Annotated in this window: 19 protein-coding genes; 3 read left to right on the top strand and 16 right to left on the bottom strand. The window is 44.2% G+C overall.

The genetic code is table 11. The features are described 5' to 3' along the window. Positions 1 to 16: 16 nt before the first annotated feature. Entirely contained in the window at positions 17 to 496 is a 480-nt protein-coding gene (rlmH, locus tag E0E32_RS02960; protein ID WP_130858908.1) for a 23S rRNA (pseudouridine(1915)-N(3))-methyltransferase RlmH, read from the bottom strand. 142 nt (positions 497 to 638) lie between these two features. Between rlmH and E0E32_RS02955 the strand changes: the two genes are divergently transcribed. Both E0E32_RS02955 and mgrA read left to right on the top strand, forming a co-directional pair. Next, positions 639 to 998, top strand: coding sequence for a Lin0512 family protein (locus tag E0E32_RS02955; protein ID WP_130858907.1), 360 nt, complete (start codon positions 639 to 641; stop codon positions 996 to 998). Between the two features lie 21 nt (positions 999 to 1,019). Continuing rightward, a complete protein-coding gene (mgrA, locus tag E0E32_RS02950; RefSeq protein WP_130858906.1) occupies positions 1,020 to 2,012 on the top strand; it encodes an L-glyceraldehyde 3-phosphate reductase in 993 nt (330 codons plus the stop codon). Positions 2,013 to 2,068: 56 nt separating this feature from the next. Here the strand turns inward: mgrA and E0E32_RS02945 are convergent, their stop codons facing one another. From E0E32_RS02945 to E0E32_RS02905, 9 genes are all read right to left on the bottom strand, one after another. After that, the gene (locus tag E0E32_RS02945) at positions 2,069 to 3,241 is read right to left on the bottom strand and encodes a Gfo/Idh/MocA family protein (protein WP_286171673.1); all 1,173 of its coding nucleotides are present in this window, start codon (positions 3,239 to 3,241) and stop codon (positions 2,069 to 2,071) included. Next, on the bottom strand, positions 3,229 to 4,197 hold the full coding sequence (locus E0E32_RS02940) for a sugar phosphate isomerase/epimerase family protein (RefSeq protein WP_130858905.1): 969 nt from the start codon (positions 4,195 to 4,197) through the stop codon (positions 3,229 to 3,231). The genes E0E32_RS02945 and E0E32_RS02940 overlap by 13 nt, the downstream gene beginning before the upstream one ends. A gap of 1 nt (position 4,198) precedes the next feature. Further along, on the bottom strand, positions 4,199 to 5,296 hold the full coding sequence (locus tag E0E32_RS02935; RefSeq protein ID WP_130858904.1) for a Gfo/Idh/MocA family protein: 1,098 nt from the start codon (positions 5,294 to 5,296) through the stop codon (positions 4,199 to 4,201). Between the two features lie 38 nt (positions 5,297 to 5,334). Next, positions 5,335 to 5,985: a ThuA domain-containing protein gene (locus E0E32_RS02930; protein WP_130858903.1), complete on the bottom strand. Its 651-nt coding sequence runs from the start codon at positions 5,983 to 5,985 to the stop codon at positions 5,335 to 5,337. A 41-nt stretch (positions 5,986 to 6,026) separates the two neighbouring features. Then, entirely contained in the window at positions 6,027 to 6,653 is a 627-nt protein-coding gene (locus tag E0E32_RS02925; RefSeq protein WP_165444932.1) for a YesL family protein, read from the bottom strand. A 33-nt stretch (positions 6,654 to 6,686) separates the two neighbouring features. Further along, a complete protein-coding gene (locus tag E0E32_RS02920; RefSeq protein ID WP_078060177.1) occupies positions 6,687 to 7,556 on the bottom strand; it encodes a carbohydrate ABC transporter permease in 870 nt (289 codons plus the stop codon). Between the two features lie 15 nt (positions 7,557 to 7,571). After that, positions 7,572 to 8,471, bottom strand: a complete 900-nt coding sequence (locus E0E32_RS02915) for a carbohydrate ABC transporter permease (RefSeq protein WP_066195493.1) — start codon at positions 8,469 to 8,471, stop codon at positions 7,572 to 7,574. Positions 8,472 to 8,502: 31 nt separating this feature from the next. Next, positions 8,503 to 9,774, bottom strand: a complete 1,272-nt coding sequence (locus E0E32_RS02910) for an ABC transporter substrate-binding protein (RefSeq protein WP_130858901.1) — start codon at positions 9,772 to 9,774, stop codon at positions 8,503 to 8,505. A gap of 372 nt (positions 9,775 to 10,146) precedes the next feature. After that, positions 10,147 to 11,553: an ISLre2 family transposase gene (locus E0E32_RS02905; RefSeq protein WP_130858900.1), complete on the bottom strand. Its 1,407-nt coding sequence runs from the start codon at positions 11,551 to 11,553 to the stop codon at positions 10,147 to 10,149. Between the two features lie 670 nt (positions 11,554 to 12,223). On the opposite strand from E0E32_RS02905, the gene E0E32_RS02900 reads away from it, so the two are divergent. After that, a complete protein-coding gene (locus E0E32_RS02900; RefSeq protein ID WP_066195486.1) occupies positions 12,224 to 12,532 on the top strand; it encodes a helix-turn-helix domain-containing protein in 309 nt (102 codons plus the stop codon). Between the two features lie 69 nt (positions 12,533 to 12,601). Here E0E32_RS02900 and manA read toward each other — a convergent pair whose 3' ends face one another. From manA to walK, 6 genes are all read right to left on the bottom strand, one after another. After that, positions 12,602 to 13,558, bottom strand: a complete 957-nt coding sequence (gene manA / locus E0E32_RS02895; protein ID WP_066195485.1) for a mannose-6-phosphate isomerase, class I — start codon at positions 13,556 to 13,558, stop codon at positions 12,602 to 12,604. Between the two features lie 357 nt (positions 13,559 to 13,915). Then, positions 13,916 to 15,148 carry a S1C family serine protease gene (locus E0E32_RS02890; RefSeq protein WP_066195482.1) on the bottom strand — a complete coding sequence of 411 codons (1,233 nt, stop codon included), beginning with the start codon at positions 15,146 to 15,148 and terminating at the stop codon, positions 13,916 to 13,918. A gap of 90 nt (positions 15,149 to 15,238) precedes the next feature. Then, on the bottom strand, positions 15,239 to 16,036 hold the full coding sequence (locus tag E0E32_RS02885) for an MBL fold metallo-hydrolase (RefSeq protein ID WP_066195479.1): 798 nt from the start codon (positions 16,034 to 16,036) through the stop codon (positions 15,239 to 15,241). Position 16,037: 1 nt separating this feature from the next. Next, a complete protein-coding gene (locus E0E32_RS02880) occupies positions 16,038 to 16,973 on the bottom strand; it encodes a two-component system regulatory protein YycI (RefSeq protein WP_130858899.1) in 936 nt (311 codons plus the stop codon). Next, complete coding sequence (locus E0E32_RS02875) at positions 16,954 to 18,318, bottom strand: YycH family regulatory protein (protein WP_130858898.1); 1,365 nt, start codon at positions 18,316 to 18,318, stop codon at positions 16,954 to 16,956. Before E0E32_RS02875 ends, E0E32_RS02880 begins: the two co-directional genes overlap by 20 nt. Further along, positions 18,315 to 20,141 (bottom strand): cell wall metabolism sensor histidine kinase WalK, encoded by a 1,827-nt coding sequence (gene walK, locus E0E32_RS02870; RefSeq protein WP_066195470.1) that lies wholly within the window; start codon positions 20,139 to 20,141, stop codon positions 18,315 to 18,317. The genes E0E32_RS02875 and walK overlap by 4 nt, the downstream gene beginning before the upstream one ends. Positions 20,142 to 20,146 lie beyond the last annotated feature (5 nt).

The raw sequence follows: 20,146 nt of genomic DNA, 5'->3' as shown, positions 1-20,146 counted from the left end.
TATAGTAAAACCTCATTCACTTATGATAAGGCTCCCCCTTCAATATCCGAAACCCCCGATAAACCTGCTCCACCAACACCAATCTCATCAACTGATGCGGAAACGTCATCTTCGAAAAGGACAACGCATAATCACTCCGCTCCTGCACTTCCTCGCTCAATCCTAGAGATCCGCCAATCACAAAGGCGATCTTGCTCTTCCCGTGGACCATCAGATTTTCTAGTTTTTTGGCGAATGTTTCGGAGCTGATCATGTCGCCCTTTATTTCCAGGGAAATAACGTATGTATCTAGTGGGATTTTGGATAGTATTCGTTCGCCTTCTTTGCGTTTGATGGCTTCTTGTTCGGCTTCGCTCATGTTTTCTGGTGCTTTTTCGTCGGGTAATTCGATAATGTCCACCTTGGCGTAGGCAGTTAAGCGCTTCATATATTCTTCTATGCCTTGCTTTAGGTATTTCTCTTTTAGTTTGCCGACTGCGATGATAGATATTTTCACGCTGGTGTCATCCTTCCTGCAAGTCTCTTATACCTATTATACCAGATAAATCCCATTATTAGTAAGAGTTTTATAAATTGATTTTGCTGGCTGAATCCAGTAATCTAGTAATTGAGAACACTTCTATATTGGAGGCGAGAATATGGAGAAGATCATTTTCATCGAAACAGGTACGGGGATTGATGTACACGGACAGAATATCACCAAGGCATGTATTCGCGCGGTTGAGAATGCGCTTCACTATAACTCTATGCCTGGCATCAAGGAATACTTACCCGGTCAGGATTTACACAACATGAGGGTTAACGTCAAACTGGCGGTGCCTGCTGATAAGGAATTGGTGGATACCGATCAGGTGACGCAGGAGATTCCTTATGGGATGGTAACGGTTGAAGTGATCGATGGCGGGATGGCTACGACATCGGGTATTATTCTGGAGGATCAAGCGGATAAGAATGACTTGATGTATATGGTCAACGCTGCCGTAGAAGTAGGTTACTAATCGATTTAGAGGAGGACGAGGATGAATTATCAAGCAGATCCAAAGCGTTATGAAAGCGCGGTATTTAACCGCTGTGGCAATTCTGGTATTCAGTTACCGGCGATTTCCTTTGGTCTTTGGAACAATTTCGGGGACGAGGATACCTTGAATAATCAGCGCAGAATGTTAATGAGAGCGTTTGATTTGGGAATTACGCATTTTGACTTGGCCAATAATTATGGTCCGCCTCCCGGGGCTGCGGAAGAGAATTTCGGGCGTATCATGACGGAAAGCCTGGCTCCTTATCGGGATGAGCTGATTATCTCCACGAAGGCAGGATTTCGGATGTGGGACGGGCCTTACGGGGATTGGGGCTCTCGTAAGTATTTGATCTCCAGCCTTGATCAGAGTTTAAAGCGAATGAAGCTGGATTATGTTGATATCTTCTATCATCATCGTCCGGATCCAGATACACCGCTAGAAGAAACGATGGGGGCGCTGGATCAAGTGGTGCGTCAAGGTAAAGCGCTGTATGTTGGTATTTCCAACTATGGCGCGGAGCAGACGCAGCAGGCGGCAGAGATCTTGCAAAAGCAAGGAACGCCTTTTATCATCCATCAAGCGGCTTACTCTATGCTTGATCGTAAACTGGAAGAAGGGCTGTCCGATGTCTTAACCGAGCACGGAGTTGGTTGTATTGCCTATGTCCCATTAGCGCAAGGGCTGTTAACGAGCAAGTATCTTAATGGTATTCCTAAGGATTCCCGGGCGGCGAAGGAGTTTATTCCGTTTTTAAATGAACGTGATATTACTTCTGACAAGCTGCAAAAACTGAAGGCGCTTAATGAATTGGCGTTGGAACGGGGACAAACCTTGGCGCAAATGGCATTGGTGTGGGTGTTACAGGAGAAATCAGTGGTTTCTGCTTTAATTGGTGCCAGCCGTGTCAGCCAGATTGAAGAGAATATGCAAGCATTGGAAAACACGGACTTTAGCGAGGAAGAACTGGAAGCGATTAATAATATTTTGGCGTAAATATTAGCAACAAGACAGGCTGCTGGGTGTCAGCACCTGCCTTGTTTTTCATTACATTACACCCGCTCCACCTTCACCCACGCCCGCTCCTTTGCTGATTGCTCAATCGCCTCCAGCAGTAGTTGGTTTCTCAGACCATCTTCAAAATCTGGCTTAGGTTGATAATCCTCGGCAATGCCCTGGAGAAATTCATGCATCAGGTTGATAAAGGTATGCTCGTAACCGATAATATGTCCCGCTGGCCAGTAGGCACCGGCATAAGGGTGGACCTCTTCGGTACAGTTGATCAAGCGGAAGCCTTGCTCGCCTGCTTCGTCATCATGGAGATAGAGCTCCAGGTTATTCATATCCTCCATATCCCAGCGGATCGAGCCTTTGTCCCCATTGATTTCAAATTTGTTCTTGTTGCGGTTGCCGTTGGCGAAACGAGTCGCTTCAAATGTACCTAGGGCGCCATTCTCAAACCGGGCAATCACGGCTACGGCGTCATCAACGGTTACCTCGCCCATTTGATCGGAGCTTCCCTTGGCACTTAAGCCGCCGGTCATGTCGCCGAGTGGGCGTTCTTTAATAAAGGTCTCCATGGTACTGGTCAGTTCGCTGATTTCGCCGTTCAAAAAGCGAGCCAGGTCTAGGCTGTGAGCGCCGAGATCCCCGAGTGCTCCGGAGCCGGCGATATCCTTTTTTAATCGCCAGACTAACGGGAAATCGGGATCAATAATAAAATCCTGCAGATAGTTGGCACGGTAATGGAAGACACGGCCGATCTTGCCTTGATCGATTAACTGCTTGGCGAATTGGATTGCCGGAGCGAAACGGTAATTGTGGCAGATCATATGCTTCACTCCACTCTTCTTCGTGGCTTGATACATACGCTTGGCGTCCGCTGCATTCATGGACAGTGGTTTTTCGATGATAAGGTGCTTGCCTGCTTCGATGGCGGCCAAGGCAATTTCTAAATGGGTATGGTTCGGCGTGACGATATCAATAACATCGACATCCTCACGCTCGATCAACTTACGCCAGTCGGTTTCATAAGATTCAAAGCCGTAGCGTGCTTGCGCTTCTTTTACTGCTGCTTCATTACGGCCGGCGATAACCTTAAGTTCTGGTTTTAATGGCGTATCAAAGTAAAAAGGCAGATCCCGATAGGCATGGCTGTGAGCCTTCCCCATAAATTGATAACCGATCATGCCGATACGAATCGGTTGCTGCACTAGGCCCACCATACCTCACCTACCTTTTCCTTAATTAAGGCCTCTTGTAATAAAGCGACGGCCTTCTGGAAGCCTTCTTCCACGGACATCAGGCTGTCTTCATGTTCAATGCTGACGGCACCTTCATAGCCGGCTAATTGCAGGGCGCTGATGATGCGTTTCCATTCTTCGATGCCATGGCCAAAGCCGACGGTGCGAAAGATCCAGGAACGATTTAGCTCATCGGTATAAGGTTTGGTGTCCAGCACACCGTTTGCTTCGGTATTCTGCTTATCGATTGCCGTATCCTTCGCATGAAAATGGAAGAGTGCTTGTTCTCGGCCTAATTCCTTAATGCTGACGACGGGATCCATCTGCTGCCAGTACAGGTGGCTTGGATCAAAGTTGACACCTATCTGATCCCCGCATTCCCGTCTTAGTTTTAATGCCGTTTCATTGTTGTAGACGACAAAGCCTGGATGGGGCTCAATTGCCACGCGTACACCGTGCTTGGCAAGAAAGTTATTCTGTTCCTTCCAATAGGGTAAGACCCGCTCGCGCCATTGCCATGCCAATATCTCTGGATGGTCCTCTGGCCAGGCTGCGGTGACCCAGACGGGATATTTGGAATACGCTGACTCTCCAGGACAGCCGGAAAAGGTAACGACCGTATCTACCCCGAGTTTCTCTGCCAGCTGTACGGTTTGTTCAAATTGCTGATGGTGCTTATTTGCGATGTCCCGATTGGGGTGCAGCGGGTTGCCGTGACAGCTCAGTGCGCTAATTGTTAAACCGCGGGAGTCGATGGCCTGTTGAAAGGCTTCCAGCTTGGCTTGATCTGCTAATAATTCCGCGGGATTACAATGGGCATTGCCCGGATAACCGCCTGTTCCGATTTCTACTGTTTCCAGCCCGGCCTGCTGTACGGTGTCTAGTGCCTCTTCCAGGGGCTTGTCTCCAAATAATACAAGAAATGTTCCTAATTTCATCTTACTCCTCCACCTTTCTTTGTTTTAAAAACGTTTCATCAAATCCGATTGGCAGTGACGCTGGCCGTGGACAACGGCTTTCTGTTTGATAGTGCCTGCTAGTTTCGGACGATTCCAGAATGCCATGCATGATATCTAAAACATGATAAGCCAGCTCGCCATCGATCCGCGATCTCCGTTTGGTTATAATCGCATCGGCCATCTCCGCTACACCTAAGCCGCGACTGTTGTCGGCAAAGCCGTGAAGTAAGGGGATCTCACTCCATTCCTGACTGTTCTTGCGCCGGACACAGACCGGTCCGCCAAATGTATTGGGATCTGGTACCATGATACTGCCCTCCGTACCATAGATTTCGAGATTCGGCAGATGGTGATGCCAAGTGTCAAAGCTGGTAACCAATGAGCAGACCGCTCCTGATTCAAAGTCCAGCACACTATTAATCTGTGTTGGGGTTTCGACGGTGATCGTCTCACCAAACTTTGGCTCACTAGTAATCGTGCGCTCCGGATAGGTGATCTGTGCCGATCCGGTAACCCTTTTGATCGGTCCCATTAGGGCAACTAAGGCCGTTATATAATAAGGACCCATATCAAATAAAGGGCCACCTCCGCGTTGATAATAGAAGGCAGGGTCTGGATGCCATCGCTCATGCCCTGGCACCATCATAAAACCCGTCGCAGAAATGGGTGTACCAATCCAGCCATCCTCGATCAGCTTTTTACAAGTCTGCAGCCCCGCTCCCAAAAAGGTATCCGGTGCATTGCCGACATAGAGACCCTTTTGCTGGGCGAGTTCTAGTATCTCCTTGCCATCTTCTCTTTCCACAGCCAGTGGCTTCTCGCCATAGACATGCTTGCCATGTTCCAAGGCCTGCTTGGCAATATTGGCGTGAACGGCAGGGATCGTTAAATTAACCACCAAATCAATCGCTGGATCGGCTAACAATTCCTCTGTCGTATAGGCCTTGGCGATACCAAACTCCTCGGCCCGCTCCTGAGCGCGCTCAATAAGCAGATCAGCGATGGCTACTACCTTATAGTTTGCAAAGCGCTGCTGATTTTCTAAATAAATCCGGCTGATATTACCACAGCCAATGATTCCATTACACTACCCCTCTTCTTTTCTTTATCACACACTTACCGGCTGGCCCAGGCCATGCCCTTTTTCATTAAATCGAGTACCTCTGGCAGCCGCACAATCTCTGCGACATGCCCTAAGGAGCAGTAGTACACCTTACCCTTGCCCCATCTCTTCGTCCATACCACCGGCATATCGACTTCGCCATTGGTTTGATAAGGGCCCTCTGCTACTGGAAAACGGGTGGTCGCATGGACATGAACGGCTGGATCGACATGCATATAATATTGCTCAGAGACCACGGTAAAGTCGGTCATCCCTTCTGTTAACGGATGATCGGAATCGAGGATATGCACCTGATATTCAACCCCGTCATTCCCTGGATGGGCGACCCATTGACCGCCCACCATAAATTGATAGTCTACCTCCATCCGGAACGAGTCACCCATCCCGCCATGCAAACCTGCCAGTCCTGTGCCAGCTTCGATCGCTTCCATTAATGGTTTTAGCTGTTCCGGTTCGATCGTGCCTTGCGTCCAGTTCGGCACAATCAAATCATAGACCGTTACATCCTCTTGACGCAGCGTATCGAGTGTATCGGTAATCTTGACATCAAACGCTTCCTCCTCCAGCAACCTTGCTAGAATGTCGGCTGATGCTTCCGGCTCATGGCCTTGCCATCCCCCTTGAAATATAAGTGCTTTTTTCAATGTGTTCACCTTCCCTTTTTTCTATATATAGTGATGGCCTGTTATGCCTTCTGCTGTGCGTATTCGATATTCTTAAAGGAGCGATACCCAAACCACATCAGATTCAGGCAGAATAGGCTGACACAGAGCAATGGTATCAGTCCAGAAACGAACCAATACAGGCTAAATACAGCGATACTGCCAATGATCATCATGATGGTGATCGGAAGCTGTGAAAGTCCGATAAGTAAGGCATACTTAAACGATTGCCATAAGGAAATATCAAAATGGACGTATACCGGAAAGAAATACAACAGCATAACGGCATACAAGGCCCCCAAACCAAATGTAATACCTAACAGCAACTGAAACGTCCATTGCGGAAACTCTTTTAACAAGATCATATCCATACGCAAAATATATGCGATCGCTAGAAAAATCAGTCCACAAAGGTTGGCTTTCCAGAACTCTTGGCGGAAATACCGCCAAAAGGCTGGAAATATAGCCATATCTTCATTCCCATGTATCCATTGCCGCAAAACCGCAAATAAGCTGACGGTTGCCGGCATAAAGCCAAATACGACCAGACCTAAGATCGTAAAACCTACCCATAATAGATTGAGATAGACAAGTCGAATCACCCAAACTCCTGCTTGATAAAATACCTTCATCAAACCATGTAACTGCACCTCCTCCACCCCTTTCCCCTCAGAATAAATGTCCTAACCTTTTACCGCGCCAATAGCAACACTGCCAATAATCCGCTTCGAGAAGATCGCAAACACAATAATAATTGGCAGGACGGATAAGGCAACACCTAGGTATTGAACGCCGTAATTCGTGCCATAATAGCCCTGCAGCAATTGCACTAAGAGTGGCAGTGGATACTTTTCATTGGAAAAAAGGAGCACTAATGGCCCGATAAAATTGTTCCAAGATCCGATAAAGGCGAATATCCCTAATGCCGCTAACGCTGGGGCTAACATGGGCAGAATAATGCGATTAAAGGTTCTGAATTCACTAGCGCCATCCACCCTTGCCGACTCAATCACCTCATCGGGAATGGTCCCATCAATAAACTGTTTAACAAAGAAGACGGCAAAGGCATTGGCAGCTGCTGGTAAGATTAACGCCAAGTGTGTATCCAACAGGTTCAACATATACATAATTCGAAACGTCCCCACCAGCCCTAATTGCTGGGGTACCATCATGGTCGCCAATACAAACCAAAATAAGATTTTGTTACCACGAAACTTATATTTGGCAAAGCCATAGGCATTTAAGGCGCCAAAATAAAGGGTGAGCGCCGTGGAACAACCGGCAATAATCATGCTGTTTAGAAACCCCCGCCAGATATCAATGTTCTCGACCATGTACTGATAGTTGTCCAGCAATGCTTCCCCCGGCCAAAAAATAAATGACGAGGCAATATCGGCGTTAGTATGTGTCCCGTAAACAATCATGATATAGAAAGGAACAATACAAATGATCGCCAGTAAAATAAGACAAATATGAATCATCACATGACTAGGTTTTATTTTTTTCATCCTGGCTGTCTTCTTCTCGATAACTTCCGCATTGAGCTGTGCCATAATCCTATCCCCTCCTTAATTTTGTTGATTTTTCGTTCGGATATTCATCGTGGTAAACGATATAATCGAGAAGACAACAATAACCAGGAATAACCCGAAGGCAACCGCTGAACCGTAACCGTATTGATAACGGGTAAATGCCGTCTCGTATAAGTACATCACACTGGTTAATGTCGCATTATCCGGCTGTCCCGATCCATCCGTTAAGGTATATGGTTGATCAAAAATCTGCATCCCGCCAATAATAGAAGTCACCACTTGGAAAAGGATAATCGGTCTTAATAGCGGCAAAGTAATCCGAAAGAAAACCTTTATCTTGGAAGCGCCATCCATTTCAGCCGCTTCTAGTAGGTCCCTTGAAATACCCTGCAGACCAGCGATATAAATAATCATCGAGTAACCGAAATACTGCCAAAACAGAATGGAGGATACGAGCCCTCTCATAAAATAAGGCTTGTCTGTCCATTGGATCGGATCACTGATAATCCCCATAGCCATCAAGAACTGATTAAAGCTCCCCGTCTGCCAGCTGAAGATTAAGGCCACCAGTAAGCCCAATGACGCCGCCGTAACAATGTTTGGAAAGAAGAAGACCGCTCGGAAGAAGCTCTTCCCTTTGACAAACTTTTCATGCAGAATCACCGCCAGCACTAAGCTGATCGTTAGCTGTGGGATAACCGAAACAATCCAGATCGCTAATGTATTGAACAAGGTTTTATAGAAAAAGAAGTCGCCTAACAGCCGCTGATAATTTTCAAATCCTACGATAACCGGACTGGTAAAACCGTCCCAATCGGTAAAGCTTAAATAAAAGGAATACAGGATCGGATATAAGCCAAATACAATAAAGATAACAAAGAACGGGGCGATAAACAGATAGCCATAATTATCTTTGCGCAATGTCTTTGAAAACATATTTTTCCTCCTCCGCAACACCAAATGGCTGCTATTCTACTTCTATTTCCGGAAAATGGTGACCGACTTCTGTCTTAAATGATTGAATCATATCTTCTTTGGACTCTAACCTGCCGTTCAAATAATCATTTACCTTCTCATCCCATAAAGCGCCGATATCATTGTCGTACGGTGTCTGTGGAGAAGACGGCACTTCCTGTCCTGCCTCATTAAAGAATTCAAAGTAATGCTGTCCTCCCAGAAAATCAGAGGTTAATTCCGGAGCTAACTCTTCATTGATCTCTTGATTACTCAAGAAGTACTGTTCTGTCTCCGCCAATTCTTTCAAAAATTCTCTATCCGTCGTATAAAATTTCATAAACTCCCAGGCGATATCTTTATTCTCACTCTGGTTATACATCGCCAGAAAGGTACCACCACCGCTAAAGGCCTTCGGTCCATGGGTCAACCCCCATTGACCGGATGTCTCCGGTGCATTGCTTTCAAAGATATAAGGCAAACCCCAAGTAGGCTGCGGGTAAAACATAACCGTCCCCTGCTGCATAGAAGCCGTCCATGCTGGTCCCCATGCCTCATAATTGGCAATAACATTCTCTTCTCTAGCTTCTTTGGCAAGCTCTACGACATTCTCTCTCACTGGGTCAATTACTAGTTCCTCATCTACCACCCATGGCTCTGTGATATCATCATTTTCAACTGTGCCGATATCATTCCAGTTAGACAGGGCATGGACTTCTCCATCACTTTCATCGACAACCTTTTTGCCAATCTCCATAATCTTATCCCAGCTGGAGATCCGTTCACTCACCTCATCCGGATCATCCGTGCCTAAATACTCCTGCGCGAGATCACGGCGATAGAAGAAACCTCCCGGCGTTCCTTGATAGCCCAATCCTCGAATAATACCTTCTTCATCCCTCTCGAAATCTTGAATATAAGGATATTGCTGTTCTAGTATTTCTTCTGCGTTATACGGTGCTTGGGACAAATCTTCCAGTCTCGGAATTTGTCTGATCTGAGCCCAGTAACTTTTTTCTACAAAAAACACATCAGGTACATTCTTTTCCACCTGTAAAACGGAAATCAGCTTTTGTACATAGTTATCATTGGTGATAAATAGCAAGTCTACATCAATCTCTGGGTGTCTTTCCTGAAATTTCTCTACCGCAAAATTGGCCTCATCTGTGAAGGTCCAGATTCTTAATTGTTTCTTTTCTTCAGCAGATGAGAAAGTACAACCAGCAAGTACAGTGATGCCTATTATCAACATCAGAAAAACAAATAATGAGCCGTTCTTTCTCATTTTCACCCCACCCTTATGATTATTTCATTGCAAAAGATGCCCATTCCACTCCTTTCCATGTTTATTTCCCACCCAAAGTAACCGCTTTCAAATATTTGCACCAATAAAAGGATTATATTTGTTTTGAATAAAATAACTTACTTTGTTCATTCGATAAACTTAATTTTGGAGTTTATCCTAATTAATGAAATTTGTCAAGTGTACATTATATTTCGTATGTGTCAAGTTTTTCTCGACAAGCTTTTCCCACCAATAGTTCAGACTCTATCTTTTTGTACACTTGCCTAGACTAACGCGCTATCGCTTGTTCCCCTCGGTGGTGTGTGAAGGTTCCACCGTTCAAGAACCTTCACGCACCACCGAGGCTATGATTTAAAAACTTTTAACTAGATACCCCATAGCTGATGAATGAGCCTCATACAGAGGTATTCTGCCTTGTTTGGCACCAATAGAAGCTCTAGTCGGCTGACGCAGTAAGGCAGCCACTCGGATTCCCTTTTTCACGTCTCTTTGCTTTCTTGTACTTCGTTGCTGGTTCGCTAAATAAGCTGGTCGCAAGGTTTGATTTTGTATGCCTTGTTTGATCTTGACCATGGCTTCTCCACCTGCGGCACTCCAATGCATCCCTCGTTTTTTCATACGGAAGGACACCTGTCGTTGATGAGATTCCATCGCCCCTAGTTTTCTGGCATCTTTTGGACAATCGGAGACTACCTCCCGCCAATCATAGATGCGAGACCAGTTATGAAGAATATACTGGCGGAATCGCTGCACTTTCTCGATCTGTTTTGGGTCTTCTAACGTGCTCTCATATGTGTCTACTTGTAGCTTAAAGGCATCCAAATCATGTACTTTTAATGCCTGTCGGACGGCTTTTTTATACCCCTTCTCTTCCTTGGGAAAAGCACGATTGACCCCTTGAGCCACATGATAGGCATCCAACTGATTCAGTACCTGATGTTTCGATTGGGAAAAAGCGGTTTGAAATCGTTCGGCCGTATAACCGTTGCCTCCATCACTATTTGTCACTACTTGCGTCTCTTCTAAGCTGTATCGACTGGCTGCCATTGTCTGTACCTCCTCCCAAAAGGCATCCACTGGTTGGGTGGTCATAATAACAGTTGGTTCCTGAAGGGAGATTCGTTTCCCATTCTTCTCCCAGCCTTCATACAGGATGGCATGCCGCACTTCTATATGTTGTTTCTTTTGACATCCTCGAATAAAGACGCCATCCGCCTCTGCATAGAAGTATTCCACTTTTTCCCCATTGGGTAAGGAAGTAGCTTCCTCCATCTCTGCCACTCGGTCTTGATCGGCTTGGGCCTGCGCTTTCCCTACCACTTTTACCATATGTCCTACCGTTTGATGACTCAGGTGGACAGGCGTCCATGCTTCTAATGTATGAGCCACTTCCCGATATGTGCTTTCACTGGCCATCTCGGCTACTTTAACCTCCACCAAAGGACTGTAGCGCTGTCTTTTACGCAAACCAATCCATTCATCTAAAGGATACATCGCTTGACCATTTGGATTCTTCATCAACGTACGATCGAACGTGACCATCCCAAATATAAACTGGATACTTCGGCTATCGGTACGTTCTCGTTTCCACCCTTCTGCCAAGCGTTGAGATACCAGTACACGATCTAGTTCTCGAAAGACTTGCCCTACTAAGCTTGTGAAACAACCATACATCAAACGATGGGCTTCTTCCTCCATTTCAATCACATTCGTTGTATCCTTTATTAATTCATATAGTTTTGATATAATAAGTTCCATGAGAAGGCCTCTTTCGTAAATGTATTATGCCCTGCAAAGCATACATTTTATGATAGAGTACCTTCTCTTTTTTGGCTATGGGGATTTTTTATCACTTTCGAGTATTATTTTACACATACTTATATTTCTTTGTTAGTCTATTCTATTTTTCATATGCTGAAGTATGTCATTTTTTTATGGGTAAGATTCTTAGTAATAGTTTGATAATACTGCCTGCATAAAAATCCTTTATCCTGGTTGGAGGTTATACACCATCCACATCAGAGTAAAGGACTGTGACATCATACAGTTATATACACTATCATTTATATTATTTGTTTATTTTTCACCGATCCATTATTTCTATTTGTAAAATAATCTTGGAAAAAACTGAATCTCTATTATCCCTTTTCATATATCTCACAAGCAACTACGACATATTTCCACACTGTCTAGGGGATCTCTCTTCTTTCTTTCTTGACCTACCATTTCTCCCATAGTAACACCACCTGTTCTCAATTTTATGTTAATACAAATAGAAAATTAGTAATAAAGTTACCTTCATTTTATACTTTAAAGTTCTAAAAGTAAATATTTTAACGATTATTAATTCTAAAACACCATTATTTCTGAGATTTTCCGCTAACCACGTTACACTAGATTTATATGATCGTTAAAGGAGTATTGCATGATGGATAATAATAGAATTGGTGTGCAATTACGGGCTTTGAGGAAGGCTCAACATATGACAACACAAGAAGTGGCAGACAAGGTAAATGTGTCGCAGTCTTATATCAGCCGTTTTGAAAATGGTAAGGCGTTACCCGATATTGGGATGCTGGAGAATATTCTAACGGTACTTGGCTCCAACCTTTCTACTTTTTTCTCCTCGGAACTAGAAGAAATGCCTGAAGACCTTATTCAACTAATGCATACCGTTAAAACATTAAGCCCGGACGCGCGAAGAAAGCTTAACGAATTTTTACAGCTGGTCAAATAGTCATGTTAATAAAAGACAGACAGGAACCCTAATCTTGCCGGATTCCTGCCTGTCTTTTGTTTGTGAATATCACGTATGCGATACAATGAACGCTGCATTGCCCTCCAGCTTATACTGATCAATCGTCGCTGGAATAATAAAATGATCGCCTTTTTTAAGCTGATTTTCTTTTCCATTTGTCGTAATCGTTGCATTGCCTTCGATCACGCTCACTTGCAGAAAATCGGCTTTCCGTTCTAGCTCTGCTTCGCCAGCTAACTTCCAGTGATAGACGGTGAAATATTGTTCTTCGACTAATTTTCTTTCCGTAAGGTCTTGCTTGTGGATAACCTGTTGATTCAACTGCGGTGTTTCATGTGGAACAGTGGTTACCGCAATCGCATCTTCCAGATGTAACTCCCTCGGATTACCTTCATCGTCCGTGCGATCATAATCATATACCCGATAGGTAATATCGGAGCTTTGCTGCGTTTCCAGAATGACAATGCCCTTGCCAATCGCATGGATCGTGCCGCTTGGTACATAGACAAAATCACCGGCTTGTACCTTCACTTTGCGCAGCAGTTGATCCCAAGCACCCTCATGGATCCACTGCTCTAACTGTTCTCGTGTTTCGGCATGGTGGCCGATAATTAATTCGGCGTCCTCTTCCGCGCTTAATACATACCAGCATTCTGTTTTGCCATAAGCTTCACCGGCTTGCTCTCTTGCATAGTGATCATCCGGGTGAACCTGCACTGACAGATTATCATTAGCGTCTAGAATTTTTATTAACAGTGGATAAGCTTCATTGTTATCCACAGATTTCTTGAATAATTCTCCATGCTTTTCCCAAGCTGTTAATAAGGACTCATCTTGTAAATCTCCATTAATGATTTGACTTGGTCCATTTTCATGCGCAGAAATCGCCCATGCCTCTCCCGTATGTTTGTAAGGAATGGTATAATGAAACTCACTATGAAGCTTCTCACCGCCCCATATCCTCTCTTTGAAAATGGGCTGCAGAAAAATTGGCTCTGTATACATAAAAAAAGCTCTCCCTTAATTTATTGTCTTTTCTATTTAAACGATACTATGTTGCTCGCGGAAAATCAATCAATATTATCAACATGTGGACGGCTTTTTGCATGTATCACTTATCCACATTTTTGTACACAACGGCTGTGGTTTTTATGCTTTTTACCCACATATACACATAAATCCAGGAGATTTAAACAAGTTATCCACAAAGTTATGAACATACTCACAAAAGTCGTATGTATATCGTATCGGAATTAATGTTCTCCACCATATATAGCTAGTTATCCCTAGTATTATCCACACTTTGTGCATAACTTATAAAAACTGTGGACAAACATTGGTTTGGGTTTGTCCACAGCTGATTTAGTAGGCAATAGTTGTTAATTGTACTGTTGTTTCTGCCTGTTCACCGTCACGGTAATAGCTAATCGTTAAGTCATCGCCTACCTCTTTATCAGAATAGAGATGCTTGCGCAGATCAACGACATTGTTGATGGGATTGCCATCTAGGGCAACGATCACATCATAGGCCTTTATACCACCTTGAGCAGCTGGCGAGGCTGGCTCCACACTTCGGACATAAATACCTGCATCTACCTCGCTCGGTAGATGTAAGGTGCGCTCCCATTCCGCTTGGGCAATATCCTCTAGAGAGTATGCCTCTACTCCTAAATAGGCTCTGGTTACTTCACCATCTTGCTCTAGTTCCTCTATCACAGGGATAGCATCATCAATCGGAATAGCAAAACCAATTCCTTCGACAGCAGACTGGGCAATTTTCATCGAATTGATTCCGATTAGCTGGCCCTTCATATTTAATAATGCCCCACCACTATTACCTGGGTTAATGGCGGCATCGGTTTGAATAACTTCTGACTGCCAATCGGCGCGGCCGTCCATATCAAAATCCTGTGGAATTGCCCGCTGTTTTCCGCTAATGATCCCTTGTGTGACGGAACCAGATAAATGCATACCTAAAGGGTTGCCAATCGCAATCGCTGGTTCCCCTACATGCACATCACTGGACTGACCCATTTCTATCGCCCGAGTTGCATATTCAGCGTCCATTTCAATCACAGCTAAATCGGTGTACATATCACTGCCAATTAAGCTTGCTTCCACTCTTGTTTCATCTGAAAGCACAATCTCTACCTGATCGGCACCTTGAATAACATGATGATTGGTCACAATATAAGCAGTATCTCCGTCTATCTTGTATATCACTCCTGAACCGGTGCCTTCTTCTCCATTTCCTTCTTGTTCCCATAAATTAAATTGATTCTGGATGTTAATCACACCTACGACGGCAGGGGCAATGTCACTGACAATGTCAGAAACGGCAGAGGAAATATCTACCTCTATCTGCTCCCGAGTTGTGGGAGGGGAGGTATTTTCTGATGGTGTTTCCGCAATGTGATTATCTTGATTGCCAACGATAACGGTGTAGGGAAGGAGGTTATGATTCACTAAGGCTGGTAAAAGCACCGCAAACAAAAAAGCACCAAGGACGATACCAATCACAAACGGCATCAACCAGCTTTTTTTCTTTGATTTCTTTCGGGTTGGAGATTGATAATGATCATCGTAATAGCCCATTACATCACCTTCTACCTTGTTTTATTAGAGGAACAAAGGCAGGGAGGCGGCTGCTTGTCCGCCTTCATCTGCTCTTAAGAGGGATACCGATTAAATAACCTGATAAAGCGGTGTCGGCACCTTGGGATCAGTGTCGTGCAGCATAAGTTTATTACCAATATCAAAACCATACTCGGTTAAGCTGTTGGTTACCGACATTCTTGCTAAATCCTTCATGTTATTATCTTTGCTTAAATGAGCCAAATAAATACGCTTGGTTTGATTATCAATAATATCCTGTAGGGCAAAGGCACAATCTTCATTGGAAACATGCCCACTATCACCTAGAATACGGCGTTTGACGCTCCAGGGATAATGTCCCATCCGCAGCATTTCCACATCATGGTTCGCCTCAAATATCAGGGCATCGGCAGCCTCTACGGTTTTCTTGATACGTTCCGATACATAGCCTAGATCCGTAACAAGTGCTACCTTCTTACCATGATGATGAAAAGTGTAAAACATTGGATCTGCTGCGTCATGGGAAACCGCAAAGGACTCTACATCCATATCACCGAACGTCTGGACCGTTTCCATATCAAACAGGAATTTCTGGTCCAGTGCAATCTTGCCTATCGAAGACTCCATTGCCTTCCATGTCTTTTCATTGGCATAAATCGGCAGGTTATATTTTCTAGCAAAAATGCCTAACCCTTTAATATGGTCACTGTGCTCATGTGTGACCAGAATCCTCGATAGGCTGCTGGGATCGACATGGATCTCAGAAAATAACCGCGTCATTTCTTTTCCACTTAAACCAGCGTCTACTAAGATCCTCTCTTTTTCTGTTCCTATATAAAAAGCATTCCCCGTACTGCCTGAAGCTAGTACACTAAATTGCATCGTCATCTTACTCCACTCCATCTATTTCTTGAAATTGATTGATTAACTCTTCGAGAAATTCATCCACCTGTTCTTCGTCCCATGAATCATCAACCGCCTGCATATCTACATTGCTGCTCCCGCTAAAGTATTGGTTCATCTGTGTACGCATTTCGTCAATGAATTCACTGGTATTACGCGCCGTGATATGTCTTTCAAAGGCATTCACATAAAAATATTCATCCTCATTCACTTCAAACTCCCAAGTAGGAGCAAGTACCTGCACACCATTTGGCAGGGGTAGCAGGTTGTGATAACCTAAGGTCACTTCACTGGTAATCTCATCACCAGAGTTAATATAACCTCCTCGAGAATACAGCACATCCAAGGCGGCAAAAGGATGATTGATTTCCTCCTCTTCTTGTGGCTCAGGAGTTTGCGCCAAACCAGTCTGTAAGTAGTTCACAGGCTGTCCTTGTTCATTTTCCTGGACAAGGATAACGGCACTGTGGTTGAAATAAATCGGCCGCTCTAAGTTTTGAAAGTAAATATGGGTATTGGTTTCTTCATCCTTGCCAAAATAACTATACTCTTCAAAATGCCAAATATAGTTGCCTACGGCTTCCGGATTTTCATCTATATCTACATCTAAGGGCTCATTAAATCGTGAAATAATCAAATGATTATCCAATATCACACTGGATTGTTCAGGCAACGCATTGATGGCCTCGACATCTTCTCCGCTTAATTCTTTTTGCTCTGCATACAGCATCGCTTCTTCCACGGGCGGATCGGATGGCAGATTATCCAACCCATTGACATTATTACGCAGGTTCTCTTCCTGTGGGACATCTTCGGTCAACTCAATATTCGATCTTGGGTTGTTGATAAAGTGGTGTAAGAGGAAAATATCCAAAACAAGAAAACAAAGGATAAATAATGTCTTAATTTGTCCCCATTGCATCTGGTTTCCCCCCTTGGTTCGCTGGCGCTACATCACTAGAAATGTACTCCCAGCCACTATACGTTTCTACACACCACGTGGGAATCAAGGCGAAATATTGACCACCTGGCTGCTGTTCCAGCTTATAGCCTAGTTGAATATCTAATATTTGACTCCAATCAAAGCGCTCCGACTCATCCAGATAATCTTTCAATTCTCCACCTGTCATCAAATCCGTTGCCGATCGTTCATAGGATCGCGTCAAATTCATTAATGGACGACTGTAGCGGTAAACACTCTGGTTCTGATACATAATGTTAATACTAGCTAATCCCTGTGTAGAAAAAACTGGATAATTGTCATGTGTCAGGCGAAATTCCACCGTTTGACTAACATCACTTAAACCGGCCAAACGATAATAAGTGCCCTGTCCCATAAACCAGCCATTATGCGAGTTAATATGGCTAATCGCACTGCTCAATAGATAATCGGACGGATTCATCGGTTCTTCTAAATCGGCATCCTGTGCATCAGAAATCGAGAAGTTCGTGTATTCCATAGCATAATCACGAACAGCCAGTTCCCGTTGACCATCACTATATACCGTACCACCCTGTATATCCGGTGAGCTAGCAACCGTTGATGGCTTACGGAAGAAAATATTCAAAAAGTTAGTTGAATCGGCATTGATCGTTTCAAAACGTACCATCCGGCCGTTAATTTCTGGTTTTTTTGGTATATAGACGGTTCTGTCATTATTAATCGTCACCTCTATCAATTCGGTAAGATCGTTCTCTTCCCGCTGATTCATAAAGTATTCGATGACTTGATTAATATTCTGAACACTTGCCGTGATATCAACGCCACCGTCATTTTCATTATCAAAAATAATCTGGTTGTTCGACAGATTTTCATCTAAAATAATATAGATTCGTTTAAATTTGCCATCAAAACGCATCGTGTCATCCACAGCTGGAAAGATATCTCTAATCGAAGAAAAAGGAATATCCGTTGGAAAAACGATTTCTGCTACCTGGCTGTAATTACTACGTTCGAATGCATTCTCTTCTGTCATTATCTCAAAATCATAGATCGTCCAACTAGCAATATCATCAAATATATCCCTTTCCACCGTTTTATCTTGGAGAGCGAAAGGTGCGTCACCATCATGAAGTAATAATTGGTTAGGCCAAACAAGGTTCTGCTTGTCATCTGTGGTGCCATTCATCTGCGCGTCCGCTGCCATATCACTATTGGACGTCTCATAATCTCCTTGGAAAGTCCATAGTCCTAGGGTTAACAGCAAGCTTAGCGCAACTAAGAAAACGAGTAAGACGGTCTTGAGAAATTCCACATTCAATTTCATTGCTGATTACCTCGCTTTCGATTCGGCAACGGAAGCGTGAAGTAAACCGTTGTTCCTTTTCCTTCTTCACTGGTGGCCCAGATTTTCCCGTGATGGGCATCGACGATTTCCTTGGAAATAGCCAAGCCTAAGCCCGTACCGCCCAATTCACGTGAACGTGCCTTATCCGCTCGATAAAACCGGTCGAATATCTTATCTACCTTCTCTGAGGCAATCCCTACCCCTTGATCACGAATGCTTACCCTTACGCGGTGTGCTTCTTTGACCACGTGAAAGGTGATCTTGCCTCCCTCTGGGGAGTATTTAATCGCATTGGAAATCACATTATCCATTACCTGGGTAATCTTATCCTGATCCACCCACACATAAATGGATTCTTTCGGGATATTCCGTTCAATACGGATTCGTCCTTTCTCATTCATTTCAAACCGGTCCAGGATAAGGTGAAATACCGGTGTCATATCGATGATTTTTTTGTACATCACCTTTTCTTTATGATCCATTTTCGATAGCTGCAACAGATCATTTACCAAGCGAATCATCCGTTCCGTCTCGGTCTGTGTCACACTCAAGAATTTTGGCGCTAGTTCCTTATTCTCTAAGGCCCCGCCATCTGTAAGCGCCTCTAAGTAACTACGCATCGTCGTTAACGGAGTGCGCAATTCATGCGAGACATTGGAAACAAACTCTTTTCGTTCTCGTTCTACTTTCTCTTGTTCCGTTACGTCACTAATCACCGTAATTAATCCACTGAATTTGCCATCTTCATCTTCTACGATCGAGAAGTTCGCCTTAATCAAAAAGAGCTCATTGTCATCACTAAAGTCAATCGTTAAAGAGCCCGTATCTTCTAATTCTTCTAGTTCGATGGCTTTATCCTCGATCTGCAGCACATCCATGATGGGTTTTCCTTTGACTTCATATAAGGACATGCCAATTAATTGTGTTGCCGGGGCATTCATTAAGGTTACCAGCCCACTCTCATCGGTGGCAATCACCCCGTCGGACATATTGGAAAGCACAGAGCTCAACTTACGTCGTTCTTCTTCAGTCGTCTGATTGGCCAGCTTCAGCCTGTCATTCATATCATTAAAAGTCGAAGCAAGCTGCCCGATTTCGTCCTGTCCATAGACGTTTACCTTTCGAGAAAAATCACCACGAGCCATGCCCATCGCCTGTTTACGCATTTCTGTAATCGGTTTGGTGATCGACCTAGCTACCAGAATACCGATGATAATCGAGACTACTACGGCCAAAATTGTACCATTTAAAAAAATCTGGTTAATTTCCCGCAGCTGGTCATAGACCTCCTCAACAGAGGCCTCGACATAGATGGCCCCGACTGATACATCACCATCCGTAATCGGCAAAGCCCGCACAAAAACCCGATCGTTAGTTTGCTTATTTCGCCGGATGGCTTCATCTGCATTGCGATATTGAAGGGCATCGCGGATACTGCTGTTGCCTGATATCTTCTTGCCAATCATATCTACTTGATTGGACCCAAGCACGCGGAACTGTGAATCAACCACCTGTAAATCGGAGAACATCTCACTGGAGTAGCGCGAGGTAATATCCCTTACTTCCTCTGTCAAACTCGGTCCTTCCGAATCTTCCGTCCGTTCTTTACGAAAAGGCTCTTCCAAGTTAGATACCAATACTTGCAAGCGGTCCTCTACGTTCTGTTTATGATTCTCTAACAAACTCTCTTCTAGCTTCTGACCAAAATAGGCGCCAATCACCTGGATGGCCAATAATAAGAACAAGGTTAAGACAATGATAATCTTGACACGAATCGACTGAAAAAAACTAACCTTATTCATCGAAT

The sequence above is a fragment of the Gracilibacillus phocaeensis genome, assembly GCF_900626275.1.
In the GTDB taxonomy this organism is placed as follows: domain Bacteria; phylum Bacillota; class Bacilli; order Bacillales; family Amphibacillaceae; genus Gracilibacillus; species Gracilibacillus timonensis.
This window is presented reverse-complemented; position numbering and strand designations above follow the sequence as displayed.

What these genes read in the sequence shown, in the direction of transcription:
- E0E32_RS02945 (WP_286171673.1), bottom strand. Translation starts at nt 3,241, where the DNA reads ATGGTGGGCCTAGTGCAGCAACCGATTCGTATCGGCATGATCGGTTAT.
- E0E32_RS02880 (WP_130858899.1), bottom strand. Translation starts at nt 16,973, where the DNA reads ATGCAATGGGGACAAATTAAGACATTATTTATCCTTTGTTTTCTTGTT.
- walK (WP_066195470.1), bottom strand. Translation starts at nt 20,141, where the DNA reads ATGAATAAGGTTAGTTTTTTTCAGTCGATTCGTGTCAAGATTATCATT.
- E0E32_RS02940 (WP_130858905.1), bottom strand. Translation starts at nt 4,197, where the DNA reads ATGAAATTAGGAACATTTCTTGTATTATTTGGAGACAAGCCCCTGGAA.
- E0E32_RS02915 (WP_066195493.1), bottom strand. Translation starts at nt 8,471, where the DNA reads ATGTTTTCAAAGACATTGCGCAAAGATAATTATGGCTATCTGTTTATC.
- E0E32_RS02885 (WP_066195479.1), bottom strand. Translation starts at nt 16,036, where the DNA reads ATGACGATGCAATTTAGTGTACTAGCTTCAGGCAGTACGGGGAATGCT.
- E0E32_RS02905 (WP_130858900.1), bottom strand. Translation starts at nt 11,553, where the DNA reads ATGGAACTTATTATATCAAAACTATATGAATTAATAAAGGATACAACG.
- E0E32_RS02920 (WP_078060177.1), bottom strand. Translation starts at nt 7,556, where the DNA reads ATGGCACAGCTCAATGCGGAAGTTATCGAGAAGAAGACAGCCAGGATG.
- E0E32_RS02875 (WP_130858898.1), bottom strand. Translation starts at nt 18,318, where the DNA reads ATGAAATTGAATGTGGAATTTCTCAAGACCGTCTTACTCGTTTTCTTA.
- mgrA (WP_130858906.1), top strand. Translation starts at nt 1,020, where the DNA reads ATGAATTATCAAGCAGATCCAAAGCGTTATGAAAGCGCGGTATTTAAC.
- E0E32_RS02910 (WP_130858901.1), bottom strand. Translation starts at nt 9,774, where the DNA reads ATGAGAAAGAACGGCTCATTATTTGTTTTTCTGATGTTGATAATAGGC.
- E0E32_RS02955 (WP_130858907.1), top strand. Translation starts at nt 639, where the DNA reads ATGGAGAAGATCATTTTCATCGAAACAGGTACGGGGATTGATGTACAC.
- manA (WP_066195485.1), bottom strand. Translation starts at nt 13,558, where the DNA reads ATGTATACAGAGCCAATTTTTCTGCAGCCCATTTTCAAAGAGAGGATA.
- E0E32_RS02900 (WP_066195486.1), top strand. Translation starts at nt 12,224, where the DNA reads ATGGATAATAATAGAATTGGTGTGCAATTACGGGCTTTGAGGAAGGCT.
- E0E32_RS02890 (WP_066195482.1), bottom strand. Translation starts at nt 15,148, where the DNA reads ATGGGCTATTACGATGATCATTATCAATCTCCAACCCGAAAGAAATCA.